At 63.9% G+C, this 12,991-nt stretch carries 15 protein-coding genes; 11 read left to right on the top strand and 4 right to left on the bottom strand.

The features are described from left to right. Positions 1-279: 279 nt before the first annotated feature. The 11 genes from lipA (at position 280) to IT472_RS00620 (ending at position 10,426) form a co-directional block, all read left to right on the top strand. Positions 280-1,317 (top strand): lipoyl synthase, encoded by a 1,038-nt coding sequence (gene lipA / locus IT472_RS00670; protein ID WP_297176852.1) that lies wholly within the window; start codon positions 280-282, stop codon positions 1,315-1,317. Between the two features lie 306 nt (positions 1,318-1,623). Continuing rightward, the gene (locus tag IT472_RS00665) at positions 1,624-1,932 is read left to right on the top strand and encodes a YerC/YecD family TrpR-related protein (protein ID WP_297176849.1); all 309 of its coding nucleotides are present in this window, start codon (positions 1,624-1,626) and stop codon (positions 1,930-1,932) included. A gap of 32 nt (positions 1,933-1,964) precedes the next feature. Then, a complete protein-coding gene (gene hisG / locus IT472_RS00660; protein ID WP_297176845.1) occupies positions 1,965-2,879 on the top strand; it encodes an ATP phosphoribosyltransferase in 915 nt (304 codons plus the stop codon). Continuing rightward, complete coding sequence (hisD, locus tag IT472_RS00655) at positions 2,876-4,174, top strand: histidinol dehydrogenase (RefSeq protein ID WP_297176842.1); 1,299 nt, start codon at positions 2,876-2,878, stop codon at positions 4,172-4,174. Before hisG ends, hisD begins: the two co-directional genes overlap by 4 nt. Continuing rightward, positions 4,171-5,262: a histidinol-phosphate transaminase gene (gene hisC, locus IT472_RS00650; RefSeq protein WP_297176838.1), complete on the top strand. Its 1,092-nt coding sequence runs from the start codon at positions 4,171-4,173 to the stop codon at positions 5,260-5,262. The genes hisD and hisC overlap by 4 nt, the downstream gene beginning before the upstream one ends. Further along, positions 5,259-6,338: a bifunctional histidinol-phosphatase/imidazoleglycerol-phosphate dehydratase HisB gene (hisB, locus tag IT472_RS00645; RefSeq protein ID WP_297176836.1), complete on the top strand. Its 1,080-nt coding sequence runs from the start codon at positions 5,259-5,261 to the stop codon at positions 6,336-6,338. The genes hisC and hisB overlap by 4 nt, the downstream gene beginning before the upstream one ends. After that, positions 6,335-6,934, top strand: a complete 600-nt coding sequence (hisH, locus tag IT472_RS00640; RefSeq protein WP_297176833.1) for an imidazole glycerol phosphate synthase subunit HisH — start codon at positions 6,335-6,337, stop codon at positions 6,932-6,934. Before hisB ends, hisH begins: the two co-directional genes overlap by 4 nt. Beyond that, positions 6,934-7,668, top strand: coding sequence for a 1-(5-phosphoribosyl)-5-[(5-phosphoribosylamino)methylideneamino]imidazole-4-carboxamide isomerase (hisA, locus tag IT472_RS00635; protein ID WP_297176829.1), 735 nt, complete (start codon positions 6,934-6,936; stop codon positions 7,666-7,668). Before hisH ends, hisA begins: the two co-directional genes overlap by 1 nt. Continuing rightward, the gene (gene hisF, locus IT472_RS00630) at positions 7,662-8,432 is read left to right on the top strand and encodes an imidazole glycerol phosphate synthase subunit HisF (RefSeq protein ID WP_297176826.1); all 771 of its coding nucleotides are present in this window, start codon (positions 7,662-7,664) and stop codon (positions 8,430-8,432) included. The genes hisA and hisF overlap by 7 nt, the downstream gene beginning before the upstream one ends. Beyond that, positions 8,429-9,034: a bifunctional phosphoribosyl-AMP cyclohydrolase/phosphoribosyl-ATP diphosphatase HisIE gene (gene hisIE / locus IT472_RS00625; protein ID WP_297176823.1), complete on the top strand. Its 606-nt coding sequence runs from the start codon at positions 8,429-8,431 to the stop codon at positions 9,032-9,034. Before hisF ends, hisIE begins: the two co-directional genes overlap by 4 nt. 36 nt (positions 9,035-9,070) lie before the next feature. Beyond that, positions 9,071-10,426 carry a calcineurin-like phosphoesterase C-terminal domain-containing protein gene (locus IT472_RS00620; RefSeq protein WP_297176819.1) on the top strand — a complete coding sequence of 452 codons (1,356 nt, stop codon included), beginning with the start codon at positions 9,071-9,073 and terminating at the stop codon, positions 10,424-10,426. A 9-nt stretch (positions 10,427-10,435) separates the two neighbouring features. Here the strand turns inward: IT472_RS00620 and mtnC are convergent, their stop codons facing one another. The 4 genes from mtnC to IT472_RS00600 all read right to left on the bottom strand — a co-directional run. After that, the gene (gene mtnC, locus IT472_RS00615) at positions 10,436-11,131 is read right to left on the bottom strand and encodes an acireductone synthase (RefSeq protein WP_297176965.1); all 696 of its coding nucleotides are present in this window, start codon (positions 11,129-11,131) and stop codon (positions 10,436-10,438) included. Further along, a complete protein-coding gene (locus IT472_RS00610; protein WP_297176816.1) occupies positions 11,125-11,682 on the bottom strand; it encodes an acireductone dioxygenase in 558 nt (185 codons plus the stop codon). The genes mtnC and IT472_RS00610 overlap by 7 nt, the downstream gene beginning before the upstream one ends. Before the next feature lie 11 nt (positions 11,683-11,693). Next, entirely contained in the window at positions 11,694-12,329 is a 636-nt protein-coding gene (locus IT472_RS00605; RefSeq protein ID WP_297176812.1) for a methylthioribulose 1-phosphate dehydratase, read from the bottom strand. Between the two features lie 79 nt (positions 12,330-12,408). Further along, positions 12,409-12,991: class II aldolase/adducin family protein (locus IT472_RS00600; protein WP_297176809.1), on the bottom strand; the 583-nt coding region annotated here is incomplete at its 5' end.

The following is a 12,991-nucleotide window of genomic DNA, read 5'->3' as shown; positions in this document are numbered from 1 at the left end:
TGAGCGACCGCACCGGTGGGGTACCGGTGATGGTAATGGTCGTAGTCGTCATGCGGAGGGACATGGCCTGACTATGCTGCAGTGCAGCGGGAGTTGTCAAGCGTGCGAAGGATTTGCGAGTGCTGCACGGATCCGCTTGGCCGCGGCCCATATTCCGTCCGGATGAAACGTAAAGAGGCGTCGGTTGTTATCATGCGCCAATCGCGTGGACAACCTTCAGGTTGACCTTCGGTGCGACAAGTGCGACCGCTTCTTTTTGACGTCAGGCCCTGAAACAGCATGAGCGATTCCAGCAACGACATCGAACGCCCGTCTCCGGGCAGCAAGTTCGTTAGCCCACAGGGCACGCCAGCGATCAAGGACGGCATCAAGCCCAACAAGTTGAGCGCACTCCCAGACGTCGATCGCAAGCCGACGTGGTTGCGGGTGAAGTTGCCCACCGGTGCGCGTTTCCAGGAAATTCGCGAAATCGTGCAGAGCCACAGGCTGTCGACCGTCTGTGCCGAATCCAAATGCCCGAACATCGCCGAATGCTGGGGACGCGGCACCGCCACCTTGATGCTAATGGGCTCGGTGTGCACACGCGCCTGCAAGTTTTGCTCGGTGTCCACCGGAAACCCGAACGGCTGGCTGGACCCGCTGGAACCGGCCAGCGTTGCTGATGCGGTTGCATTGATGCAACTCAAGTACGTGGTGTTGACCTCGGTGGATCGCGATGACTTGCCTGACGGCGGCGCCGGCCACTACGCATCCTGCATTCGCGCCATCCATGACCGCATGCCGCAGACCGCAGTGGAAGCTCTAACGCCGGACTTCGGCGGACAAACCGAACACGTCGCCACCGTGCTCGATGCAGGTCTGGCTACCTTCGCCCAGAACGTTGAAACGGTGGAACGACTGACCCATCCGGTGCGCGATCCGCGCGCCGGCTACTGGCGCACCATCAACCTGCTCAAGTTCGCCAAACAGCACGCTCCACATACGGTGGTCAAGACCAGTTTGATGCTTGGCTTGGGCGAAACCGACGATGAGATCGAACGCACCTTTGACGACCTTCGCACGGCAAACGTGGACGTGGTGACCATGGGTCAGTACATGCGCCCAACCAAGAACCACCTGCCTGTGGAACGGTTCGTCACTCCCGATCAATTCCGCCAGTACCGGGACATGGCGCTTGCCAAGGGTTTCCTCGAAGTCGTTTCCGGCCCCCTGGTGCGTTCCAGTTACCGCGCGGAACGCGTGTTCGAGCACAATAACGTCGGCCTCGATCCCATCATCGTCGAAGGTATCAACGAAGCGGCATCCCAGCGCTGCTGAACAAGATCCATCCTTGACGACGGCAAAGGTCGGCATCGCCGATCGTGGAATCAATGCGCATCCGCTCCGATCGTAACGAGGGAGCAGTGGTGTGTGGGGGTGGCGGAGGTTCCATTCCGCGGACGTATTGCGCAGCGAACGACACTGCAATCAGGGCGGTGAGTGGGGCACTGCGCTTCGGCCAGCCTATTGCTATTCCGGGTGTTGTCAGTGGGGCAATTGCGTGTTATCGTAATAGCGCGTTAATACGCTGGCGCAGGACACAGCGTGCATCTTGAGACACCCAACCACTGGGACAGGTCAACCATGAAACAGCGCCCCGAGCCGGTATTGCCCTATGACGCTTCCGTAGCCATCGGCGCATTGGCGCATGCGCTGTCCATGCTGAAAGGTGCTGCAGAAGTCCGTGCCTTCTTGGAGGATCTGTGCACGCCGGCCGAGCTGGAGGCGATGGGTGACCGCTGGAAGGTTGTGCCGTTGCTGATCCAGGGTGTCCCTTATCGTGAAATCCACGAGCGCACCAAGGTCAGCGTGACCACCACCGGTCGTGTTGCGCGGACGTTGGAACGAGGTGCTGGCGGATACCTCGCCGCCGTACGCCGTCTTGGACTGTAGGCAACTGACATATCAAATTGAGTACCCACAACATGAGTCCTGCAGCCAACCCTGCGGTGCGTGATCGACTGCGTATCGCGATCCAAAAAAACGGGCGTTTGAGTGAGCCAGCGCGCGCACTATTGTCTTCGTCAGGACTCAGTTGGCGTGAAAGCCGCGACAAGTTGTTTTGCTACGGCGAATCGCTGCCGGTCGACCTGCTTCTGGTACGCGATGACGACATCCCCGGGTTGATTGCCGAAGGCGTGTGTGATCTCGGGATCGTCGGGCGCAACGTGCTGGATGAGGAGATCGATGGACGTGCCGCCAATGGCAATTCGGCTAACTTCCGTGAATGGCGGGCGTTGGGTTTTGGTGGTTGCAGGCTCTCCGTTGCGGTGCCGGAAAGTTGGGACTGGCAAGGTGCGCAACAACTCGCCGGGAAACGTATCGCCACTACGTACCCCAATCAGCTGCGCAGATGGCTACGGGCGCAGCAGTTGGAAGCTGACATCGTGGTACTCAACGGTTCGGTGGAAATCGCACCGCGCCTTGGGCAAGCCGATGTGATTTGCGATTTGGTGTCCAGTGGCGCCACGCTCGCCGCAAACCAGCTCAAAGCCGTGCAAGACGTGATGTTGAGCGAGGCGGTGTTGGCGGGGCCGGTGCAGCCGTTTGGTGATGTGCGTGCTGAACTTGCGGACTTGCTGTTGCGTCGGATGGATGGCGTGCTGCGCATCCGCGATAGCAAATTGTTGTTGTTCCAAGCCGCGCGTGACAGCTTGCCACAGGTGTTGCAGCTCTTGCCGGATGCCGAGCCGCCCACGATGTGCGCGGTGGATGGCGCCGACACGCTGGCGCTGCAGGCGCTCTGCCATGGCGCGATGACCTGGCAGCGGCTGGAAGACCTCAAGCGTGCAGGCGCGCGTGGGTTGATGGTGTTGCCCGTGGAGCGGATGCTGGCATGAATATCCTGGATTGGAATCGGCTGGATAGTGCTGCGCGCGACTCGCTGTTGCAGCGCCCGGTGCAAGCCGTATCGGATCGGGTGCGCAAGGGCGTGCAGGCGATCTTCGCCGAGGTGGATGCGCGAGGCGATGCGGCATTGTTGGACTACACGATGCGTTTCGATGGTGTGGCGCTTGCGGAGTTCGAGGTCGGCGAGGACGAGCTCAGCTCAGCCTCAACGCGGGTGCCGGCCGAGGTACGCCACGCAATCGTCGAAGCGGCTGGGCGCATCGAAGCCTTCCATCGTGCGGGCATGGCAGGGAGCTATGCCGTGGACACCGCGCCGGGGCTGCGCTGCGAACGGGTGCAGCGACCGATACGGCGGGTCGGCCTGTACGTGCCTGCGGGTAGCGCACCGCTGCCATCAACTGCGTTGATGCTGTGCGTTCCGGCGCGCCTGGCCGGTTGCAAGGAGATTGTGCTGTGCACGCCGCCGCGTGCGGATGGGAGTGCGGATCCGGCGGTGTTGCTGGCTGCGCAACAGGCGACAGGCGTGCGCGTGTTCAAGCTGGGTGGTGCCCAAGCCATCGCGGCGATGGCGCTGGGGACTGAAACGGTGCCGCGCTGCGACAAGCTGTTCGGTCCTGGCAATGCATGGGTGGATGAGGCCAAGCGACAGGCGGCACAGCGTCCCGGCGGGCTGGCCATCGACATGCCGGCGGGGCCATCGGAAGTGCTGGTGATCGCCGATGCCGGGGCGAACCCGGCGTTCGTTGCGGCTGATCTGTTGTCGCAGGCGGAACATGGCCCGGATTCGCAGGTGCTGTTACTCAGTGACGATGATGCGCTGCTGGAGGCGGTGATGGACGAGATCGCCACACAGTTGCCACAACTGCCCCGTGCCGACATCGCGACGCGTGCGCTGGTCAGTTCGCGGTTCCTGAAGGTGGCGTGCATCGCGCAGGCAATCGAGATCAGCAATGCCTATGCCCCGGAGCACTTGATCCTGAGCGTGCGCGAGCCGACGGCATGGCTGGCGGACATCGACAATGCCGGCAGCATCTTTCTCGGCGATTTCACACCGGAAGCACTGGGTGACTACTGCAGCGGCAGCAACCATGTGCTGCCTACGGGTGGCGCGGCGCGGGCGTGGAGCGGGTTGTCGGTGGCGAGCTTCCAGAAAGCAATTACCGTGCAGGAGGCAACGCGCGGAGGAATCGCCAATGCAGGGCCCTGCGCGGCGACCTTGGCGCATGCCGAAGGGCTCACGGCGCACGCACGAGCGGTGGAGTTGCGCTTGGAGCAAGCCGCATGAGCAGCACGGTGGAGTCACTATTGCGCGCCGACCTGCGCGACTTTGCGGGCTACAAATCCGCGCGCAGCGATACGCTGATTGGACGCATCTGGCTCAATGCCAATGAATCGGCGTGGGCGAACGCCGCGGATACCGATTCGCGCCTGCGTCGCTATCCGCAGCCGCAGCCGGAAGCACTCTGCGCACGGTTGGCGCAGTTGTATGGCGTCGCTCCAGTGCAGTTGCTGGTGGGGCGGGGCAGCGACGAGGGCATCGATTTGTTGCTTCGCGCCTTCTGCGCGCCGGGGCAAGGCCGGGTGGTGATCGCGCCGCCGGTATTCGGCATGTACGCGGTATGCGCAAGATTGCACGGTGCCACCGTGGTCGACGTGCCGCTTCGCGATGGCAGTGCCGGACTGTGCGCAGACCTTGCGGCAATGGGCGACGCCGCGCTGGCGCAGGGGGCCAGCCTGCTGTTCCTGTGTACGCCGGGCAATCCCTCTGGCGAATTGTTGGCGCTTTCCGACATCGCTGCATTGGCGCGGCGACTGCGCGAACGCTGCATCGTGGTGGTGGACGAAGCCTACATCGAATACGCCGATGCGCCATCGGCAACGACGCTGCTGGAGGCGGGCGACAACATCGTCGTACTGCGCACGCTTTCGAAGGCGCATGCACTGGCTGGTGCGCGGGTTGGCTGTGTACTTGCTGGCCCAGCATTGATCGAGGCGCTGCGCCGCTGCCAGGCACCGTACCCGATGCCGCAGCCGGTGGTGGACGCAGCGATGGAGGCACTGGAAGCTGGCGCGCTGGCATTGACGCGTAGTCGGATGGCGGCGGTGCGCGAAGCCCGGGCGCGGCTGGCCGATGGGCTGCGTGGATTGCCATCGGTGCGGAGGGTGTACCCCGCGGCAGGTAACTTCCTGCTGGTGCGTTTCATGGATGTCAGTGCGGCGTTCGCCGCGCTGCTGGCGGCGGGCGTGGTGGTGCGCGACATGCGCGCCATGCCGCAGTTGGGTGATGCGCTGCGGATTACCGTGGGGACCCGTGAGGAATGCAGGCGGGTGCTGGCAGCGCTGGAAGCGGTTGGCGCGGAGGCGGCGGCATGAGTCTTCGGCCCGTCTTGTTCGTGGATCGCGACGGCACCCTGATCGAGGAGCCGGCGGATTTTCAGATTGACGCGTTCGAGAAGCTGCGCCTCGTGCGCGGCGTGATTCCAGCGATGCTGAAAATTCGCGATGCCGGCTACGACTTCGTGATGGTCAGCAACCAGGATGGCCTTGGCACCGACGCCTTTCCACGGGAAGATTTCGATGGCCCGCATGCGCTGATGCTTCAGATATTCGAAAGCCAGGGCATCGTGTTTCGCGATGAATTCATCGACGCGAGTTTCCCGTCGGAGAACAGTCCGAACCGAAAGCCTGGCATCGGCATGTTGACCGGCTATCTGCAAGATCGATCGATCGACTGGGCGCGTAGTGCGGTTGTGGGTGACCGTCCCACCGATATTGACTTCGCACGGAACATGAACATCCGCGCCTTCCAGTTGCAGACCGCGCAGTTCGGCGGGAATTGGGATTGGGCCGAGATCGCTCATGCGTTGGCCAATGCGCCGCGCTGCGCCATCGTGCAGCGCGATACCAAGGAAACCAGGATCCGCGTCGCGGTTGATCTGGATCGCATCGCCGAGCCGAAGATCCGCACCGGGCTTGCATTCTTCGATCACATGCTGGAGCAGATCGGCAAGCATGGCGGCTTCGCACTTGAGATCGAAGCCGAGGGCGATCTTCACATCGATGAGCACCACACCGTGGAAGACACCGGATTGGCGCTCGGGCAGGCGCTGCGTGAGGCGCTGGGCGACAAGCGTGGAATCGGTCGCTATGGTTTCACCCTGCCGATGGACGAAAGCCTGGCCAGCGCAGTGCTGGATTTTTCCGGCCGTCCGTACTTCGTGTTCGATGGGCGCTTCAGCCGCGAGCGCGTCGGCGACCTGCCGCTGGAGCTGGTGCCGCATTTCTTCCGTTCGCTGTGTGATGCGGCGGGGCTGAACCTGAATCTGAAGGTCGAGGGCGAGAATACCCACCATCAGGTTGAAGCCTGCTTCAAGGTGCTGGCGCGCGCGCTACGGCAGGCGGTCCGGCGCGAAGGCCTGGAACTGCCTTCGACGAAGGGCGCACTGTGAGCGTGGTCGCTGTCATCGATGCCGGCGGGGCGAATTTCGGTTCTGTCTGCTATGCGTTGGAGCGCCTTGGGGCCACACCCGTGGTCGTGCGCGATGCCGATGGATTGCGCGGCATGCAGCGGGTCATCCTGCCCGGCGTGGGGGCGGCGGCATGCGCGATGGCGTTGCTGCGCGAACGCGGCTTCGTCGAAGTGTTGCCGACCCTCGGAGTGCCGTTGCTGGGGATCTGCCTCGGGATGCAATTGCTTTTCGAATCCTCGGCAGAGGGTGAGGTGGGCTGCCTTGGCCTGCTGCCTGGACGGGTGCACAAGTTACAGGGGTCGACCGGCTTGCGGGTGCCACACATGGGCTGGAATGGACTGGAGCCACTGCGGCCATCCCCCTTGTTGGATGGCATCGAGGGCGATGCACACGCCTATTTCGTGCACGGCTATGCCGCGCCGGTGACGGATGATTGCGTTGCCGCATGCACGCATGGCGAACGCTTTGCCGCGATGGTGCAACGTGGGCGGGTTGCCGGTGCGCAGTTCCATCCGGAACGTTCGGCATCGGTGGGTGCGCGTCTGCTTGCGAATTTCATGGAATGGAACCCGTGATGAGTTTTTCCATTTACCCGGCCATCGATGTACGCGGCGGACGCGTGGTGCGCCTGCGACAGGGCGATTACGCCGATGAAACACGCTATGGCGAGGACCCACTGGCCTTCGCCCGGCGTTATGCCGAGGCCGGCGCGACATGGCTGCATCTGGTCGATCTGGATGCAGCCAAGGCCGGCGGATATACCTTGCTGCCGCTGCTGACAAGGATCGTGGCCAGCACCGGCCTGCAGGTGCAAACCGGTGGCGGCGTGCGCATCCGCGGGGATGTGCGGGCGCTGCTGGATGCGGGTGCAACGCGGGTGGTGGTGGGTTCGCTCGCGGTGCATGAGCCGGACGCCGTGATCGATTGGCTGGATGAATTCGGCAGCGAGGTGCTGACAATCGCGCTGGACACCCGGAAAGATGCCGACGGTCAGTGGCGCTTGCCCGTGCACGGCTGGACGCGAACCTCCGAGGAAATGCTGGAGTTGCTGTTGGCGCGCTATGCCAACGCCGGCCTACGCCATGTGCTGTGCACCGACATCGCCCGCGACGGCATGCTGACCGGCCCCAATCTGGACCTGTATCGGCATCTCTGCGTCGCGTATCCCGGCGTGCAGGTGCAGGCCAGTGGTGGTGTGCGCGACGTGCGCGACGTCGTTGACGCCCGTGCGGCGGGCTGCGCGGGTGCGGTGCTGGGCAAGGCGTTGCTGGACGGGCGGTTGGCATTGGAGGAGGCGCTGGCATGTTGAGCCGGCGCATCATTCCCTGCCTCGACGTGCGCGATGGCCGGGTGGTCAAGGGCGTGCGCTTCCGTGATCACGTCGACATGGGAGGAATCGTCGAACTGGCGACGCGCTATCGCGATGCCGGTGCCGACGAGCTGGTGTTCTACGACATCAGCGCCAGCCCGGAAGGGCGCAGCGTGGATCGCGACTGGGTGGTGCAGGTGGCACGCAAACTTGATATCCCGTTCTGCGTTGCCGGCGGCATCCGCAGCGTGGCTGAAGCGCGGGAGGTGCTGCGCGCGGGTGCCGACAAGGTCTCGATCAATACCCCGGCGCTCGAACGCCCGGACCTGATTGTCGAACTTGCCGACGCCTTCGGCGTGCAATGCGTGGTGGTCGGCATTGATTCGGTCCGCGAAGCCGATGGCCAATGGCGGGTGCGCAGCCACACCGGCACACCGGACACGATGCGGGCACCGGGCTGGCGCACGCTGGACTGGGTGGTCGAGGCGCAGCGGCTGGGCGCAGGCGAGTTCGTGCTCAACTGCATGGGTAGCGACGGCGTGCGTGCGGGCTATGACATCGAACAGCTGTGCGCGGTGCGTGCGGTCTGCACGGTGCCGCTGGTGGCCTCTGGCGGCGCGGGCGCACCACAGCACTTCGCCGATGCGTTCCTGCAGGCCGACGTGGACGGCACGCTGGCCGCCAGCGTGTTCCATTCCGGCGCGCTGGCCATTCCCGAACTCAAGCGCACCTTGCGCGGACGCGGCATACAGGTGCGCCTATGAACTCGAAGTTCGACATCGAATCGCTGGCGTGGGACAAGCAGGACGGCCTGCTTCCGGTGATCGTGCAGGACGCGACCAGCCTGCGCGTGCTGATGCTCGGCTATATGAACCGTGAAGCGCTGATGGCCACCCTGGCCTGCGGCAAGGTCACCTTCTTCAGCCGCAGCAAGCGGCGGTTATGGATGAAGGGCGAAACCTCGGGCAATGTGCTGGAACTGGTGGGTGTTGCGACCGATTGCGATGCCGACACCTTGTTGGTGCAGGCGCACCCGCACGGACCCACCTGCCATCTTCAGCGCAGCAGCTGCTTCACTGAGGCGCCTGGCGATGCCTTGGCCGAGCTGGATGCGCTGATCGCAACACGTGCGCGCGAACGCCCGGACGGCAGCTACACCACGAAACTGTTTGCCGAGGGCGTGCGCCGGATCGCCCAGAAAGTGGGTGAGGAGGGCGTGGAAACGGCATTGGCGGCGGTGGCGCAGGACAATGAGGCGCTGCTGGGCGAGGCCGCCGACCTGCTCTACCACCTCGCCGTGCTGCTGCGTGCGCGTGGCCTGTCGCTGGCCGATGCCCGGCAGGTATTGGCGGCACGGCGCGGATGAACATCGCGGGCGGCGGCGTGCAGGCATAATTGCCGGATGCATCGCCATCTATTTTTCGTTCTACTGTTGCTCGCCCCGGCCGTCCAAGCGCAGACGACGGCCTGCGTGCCGGTCGCGGTGGAAGCACCGCAGCCCTTGCCACAGGCAGATAACTGGCATGGCCCGGGTTGCATGGTCTATCGGCGCGTGCCCGCCAGCGTGCGCAGTGATGCAGCACAGGTGCTGGTGTTCGGCGATCCGCAGCCACGCTCCGTCGAACAAGTCGATTATTTCCTGCGTGACATCGTGCAGCCCCTGCGCGGGCGTACCCGGGCTAGTTTGGGCCTGACCTTGGGCGATCTGGTGGACGATGCGCCGGATTTGTTGCCCGCGGTCAAGCAGGCCACCGAATTGCTCGGCCTGCCGTGGATGTTCGCACCCGGCAACCACGACATCGACCGCGGCACGACCAACGACGCGACCGCGCTGACGGTGTTCCACCGCTTGATCGGCCCGGACACGCAGGCACGGCAGACCGCGCTCGCCAACTTCGTGGTGCTGGACGACGTGATCACCCTGCCCGGGCAGAAGCCGGCCTACATCGGCGGCCTGCGCGAGGATCAGTACGCCTTCCTGCAGCGTTACCTGCCCACGCTGCCGAAGGACAAGCTGCTGGTGCTGGCGATGCACATCCCGTTGTTCGACAAGGTCGACGAGAAGAACTTCCGCGATGCCGATCGTACCCGTCTATTCGCCTTGCTCGCGCCGTTTCCGCATGTGCTGGTCCTGAGCGCGCACAGCCACGGCCAGCGCAATGTCTTCCACGACGCCAGCGATGGCTGGCTGGGCGCCGTGCCCCTGCATGAGTTCAACGTCGGCGCGGCCTGCGGTGCGTACTGGAGTGGTGTGAAGGATGCCGAAGGTATTCCCGATGCGCGAATGGGCGATGGCAGCCCGAATGGTTATGCGGTGCTGACCCTCAAGCCTCAGGGCGGCTACGCCCTGGAATGGCATGCGGCGCGCGACCCGGCGGACACCCAGATTGGCCTGCACGCGCCCAAGGTCCTGCGTCGTGGCGCCTATCCGGCCTGGGGTGTGTTCGCCAATTACTACATGGGCGATGACGCCTCACGGCTGGAGTTCCGGGTCGATGATGGGGAGTGGAAGCCAATGAAGAAGGTCGATCTGCCGGATCCGAGCTTGACCGAGGAAAACATGCGCGATGACCTGGCCGAAGCCCTGCGCGGTTTCGACCGTTCGCCCGAGGCCGAGATTTCCCCGCACCTCTGGCGTGCGGCGCTGCCCACGAATCTTGCGGCTGGCGCCCACCGGATCGAGGTGCGTGCGTTTGATCGCTGGCGCGGCGTGCTCACCGCGACAACAAGCTACACGCTGTTGGATGCGCAGCCCTGAGCCTTTGGTTCAGGGCATGATCTCGGCGAACGATTCCACCCGACGATGTTCGTGCGTGGCCTCGCCAAGGCGTGGGGTCGGGTAATCCTCGCGTCGATCCAGCAAGACCGTGCGCAGGCCGGCGTCGCGGGCGGCATCGAGTTCTGCCACCACATCGGACAGGAAAAGGATGTCGCCGGGTTCCCGCGCCGCCCGTGTAGCGATGGTGCGGTAACTGTCGGCCTCGCGCTTGCCACCGACCTCGGTATCGAAGAAGCCGGAAAACAGCGGGGTCAAGTCGCCGGAATCCGTGTGCGCGAACAACAGCTTCTGTGCCGGCACTGAACCTGAGGAATACACGGCGAGCACATGCCCTTCGGCATGCCAACGTCGCAGCGCCGGGACGACATCCGGATACAGGGGTGCGGTGAAATCCTTGTCACGATAGCCTGCTTCCCAGACCATGCCTTGCAGCGCCTTCAGCGCGGTGTGCTTGCGGTCGGTATCGATCCAGCCCTGCAGGGTCTCCACGATCACCGCGTCCTGACAGGCACTGGCGGCAATCTCGATCGCCACATGGTCCAGCCAGCGACGCACCTCCGGGTCGTGGCCGTGGTCGCGAACGAAGCCCGGCAGGGCCGCCCGTGCGTACGGGAACAGCACGTCCTTGACGAAGGAAATGCTGCTGGTGGTGCCTTCGATGTCGGTGAGGATGGTGGTCAAGATGCCTGGGCCGGTTGATAGCGGGAGAACCTCCGGGAAATGTCGCTTCCGGTGAAATAACCCACCCACCCGTCCGGCTCGGTGAAGAACCGGATGGCCACGAAACTCGGCTCCTCGCCCATGTCGAACCAGTGGGTAGCACCGTCTGGCACCGAAATCAGGTCCCCCGTTTCGCACACCACTTCGTACACTCTGTCGCCCACATGCAGGGAAAACTGCCCGCCTCCGGCCACGAAGAACCGCACCTCGTTTTCCTTGTGGGCATGCTCGTCGAGGAATTTTGCGCGCAGGGCCACGCGGTCGGGATGGTCGGGAGCGATGCTGACCACGTCGACACTCTGGAATCCGTGCGCGGCCACCAGTCGGTCGATATCCTCCCGGTAGGCGGCCATCACCTGTTCTGGTGCATCCCCCGGCTTGACCGGGTGCGTGGGTGTCCAGCGTTCGAAAGCGACGCCGATTTTTTCCAGCGCAGCCACGATCGCCACGTGGCAGTCCGTGGTCTGGAGTGGTGTATTCGGGTTGTCTTCGGCAAAGATACGAAGTCGACTCATCGGTGGTCTCCTCAGGTGCGCAGTCGGCGCATCTCCAGTTCGCATCCCAACAGGAATTCGAATGCATCCAGATGCCGCCTCGCCTCGCTGATGTCCTGTCCCCAGGCGTACAGGCCGTGGCCGGCGATCAGATAGCCCCAGCTGTTGGGTTCGGTCAACGCAGCGTCCACGCTGGCGGTCAGTGTGTCCATGTCCTGAGAATTGGGCACCACCGGGAGATCCAGCGTTGCTTCATGGGTGGTGTGCCCGCGAAGCGCCTTGAACAGTTCGTAGCCGCGGAGTCGTACCCGGCCTTCTTGTTCATACAGCAGCCCGGCGATGGTCTGGGTGGGGGAGTGGGTGTGCAGCACCGCGCCGACGTTCGGGAAACGCCGATACAGGTGGGTGTGCAGCGCTGCTTCGGCTGACGGGCGGTGGTGGGTGGCCACTGCGTTGTTGGTCATGTCCACGACCATGATGTCGGCTTCGGTCAGTCGCCCCTTGTCCTTGCCTGAAATGGTGATGGCCGCGTGGTCTGCATCCATGCGGATGGAAAAATTGCCCGCTGTTGCAGGCGTCCAACCCCTGGCAGCCAGCTCCCGAGTATGGGAAATGATCTGCGCCGCGCAGCCGGCATACAGGTTGTGGTCGAAGGCAGTCGTCGTCATGCGTGCATTCTAGCGAGTGCCAACCCCCTCACTCATGGCAACCGGTTTGTCCGTCATGCGCTGATCCCCATCGAATCGGTCAATGCCCCCGGTGTTGCTGCCCGTAGGTCTTGAACTTTTCCAGTACCGCGTCCATCTCTTCCTTCGACAGGTTTTTTGTTGCCCCCAGCGTGCGTGCCAGCATGTACTGGCGTGCGAGGTTCTCCACTTCCTCTGCCAATGCATAGGCCTCGGCGAGGGTCTTGCCGGTGGTGACTTGCCCATGGTTGGCCATCAGGCAGGCATGCAGACCATTGGCCATTGCGCGCAGGATGTTGTCGGAAAGCTTGGCGGTGCCGAAGGTGGCGTAATCGGCGCAAGGAATGCGGTCGCCGCCGCCCACTGCGACCATGTAATGAAAGGCGGGGATGCCCTCGCCGAGGCAGGCCAAGGCGGTGGCATGGGTGGAATGAACGTGGACGACCGCGTTCATCGCCGGGAACGCACGCAGGATGTCGACGTGGAAGCGCCATTCGCTGGATGGGATCAGCTGCCGCGGCCGGCAGCCGCCTTCGGCGTCCAGATGGACGATGTCCTCGGGCTGCAGGCGGTCATAGGCGCGCCCGGTCGGCGTGATCAATAGACCCTCACCCCAGCGCAGGCTGGCATTGCCGGACTTGTTC

Origin of the sequence: Thermomonas sp. (genome assembly GCF_020850895.1) — a bacterium.
Lineage (GTDB): Bacteria > Pseudomonadota > Gammaproteobacteria > Xanthomonadales > Xanthomonadaceae > Thermomonas.
Note: the sequence above shows the minus strand (reverse complement) of the source record. Positions and strands in the feature narration are given on the sequence as shown.

Coding starts and splice junctions, on each gene's coding strand:
- lipA (WP_297176852.1), top strand. CDS start 280: ATGAGCGATTCCAGCAACGACATCGAACGCCCGTCTCCGGGCAGCAAG.
- IT472_RS00665 (WP_297176849.1), top strand. CDS start 1,624: ATGAAACAGCGCCCCGAGCCGGTATTGCCCTATGACGCTTCCGTAGCC.
- hisG (WP_297176845.1), top strand. CDS start 1,965: ATGAGTCCTGCAGCCAACCCTGCGGTGCGTGATCGACTGCGTATCGCG.
- hisD (WP_297176842.1), top strand. CDS start 2,876: ATGAATATCCTGGATTGGAATCGGCTGGATAGTGCTGCGCGCGACTCG.
- hisC (WP_297176838.1), top strand. CDS start 4,171: ATGAGCAGCACGGTGGAGTCACTATTGCGCGCCGACCTGCGCGACTTT.
- hisB (WP_297176836.1), top strand. CDS start 5,259: ATGAGTCTTCGGCCCGTCTTGTTCGTGGATCGCGACGGCACCCTGATC.
- hisA (WP_297176829.1), top strand. CDS start 6,934: ATGAGTTTTTCCATTTACCCGGCCATCGATGTACGCGGCGGACGCGTG.
- hisF (WP_297176826.1), top strand. CDS start 7,662: ATGTTGAGCCGGCGCATCATTCCCTGCCTCGACGTGCGCGATGGCCGG.
- hisIE (WP_297176823.1), top strand. CDS start 8,429: ATGAACTCGAAGTTCGACATCGAATCGCTGGCGTGGGACAAGCAGGAC.
- IT472_RS00620 (WP_297176819.1), top strand. CDS start 9,071: ATGCATCGCCATCTATTTTTCGTTCTACTGTTGCTCGCCCCGGCCGTC.
- IT472_RS00610 (WP_297176816.1), bottom strand. CDS start 11,682: ATGAGTCGACTTCGTATCTTTGCCGAAGACAACCCGAATACACCACTC.
- IT472_RS00605 (WP_297176812.1), bottom strand. CDS start 12,329: ATGACGACGACTGCCTTCGACCACAACCTGTATGCCGGCTGCGCGGCG.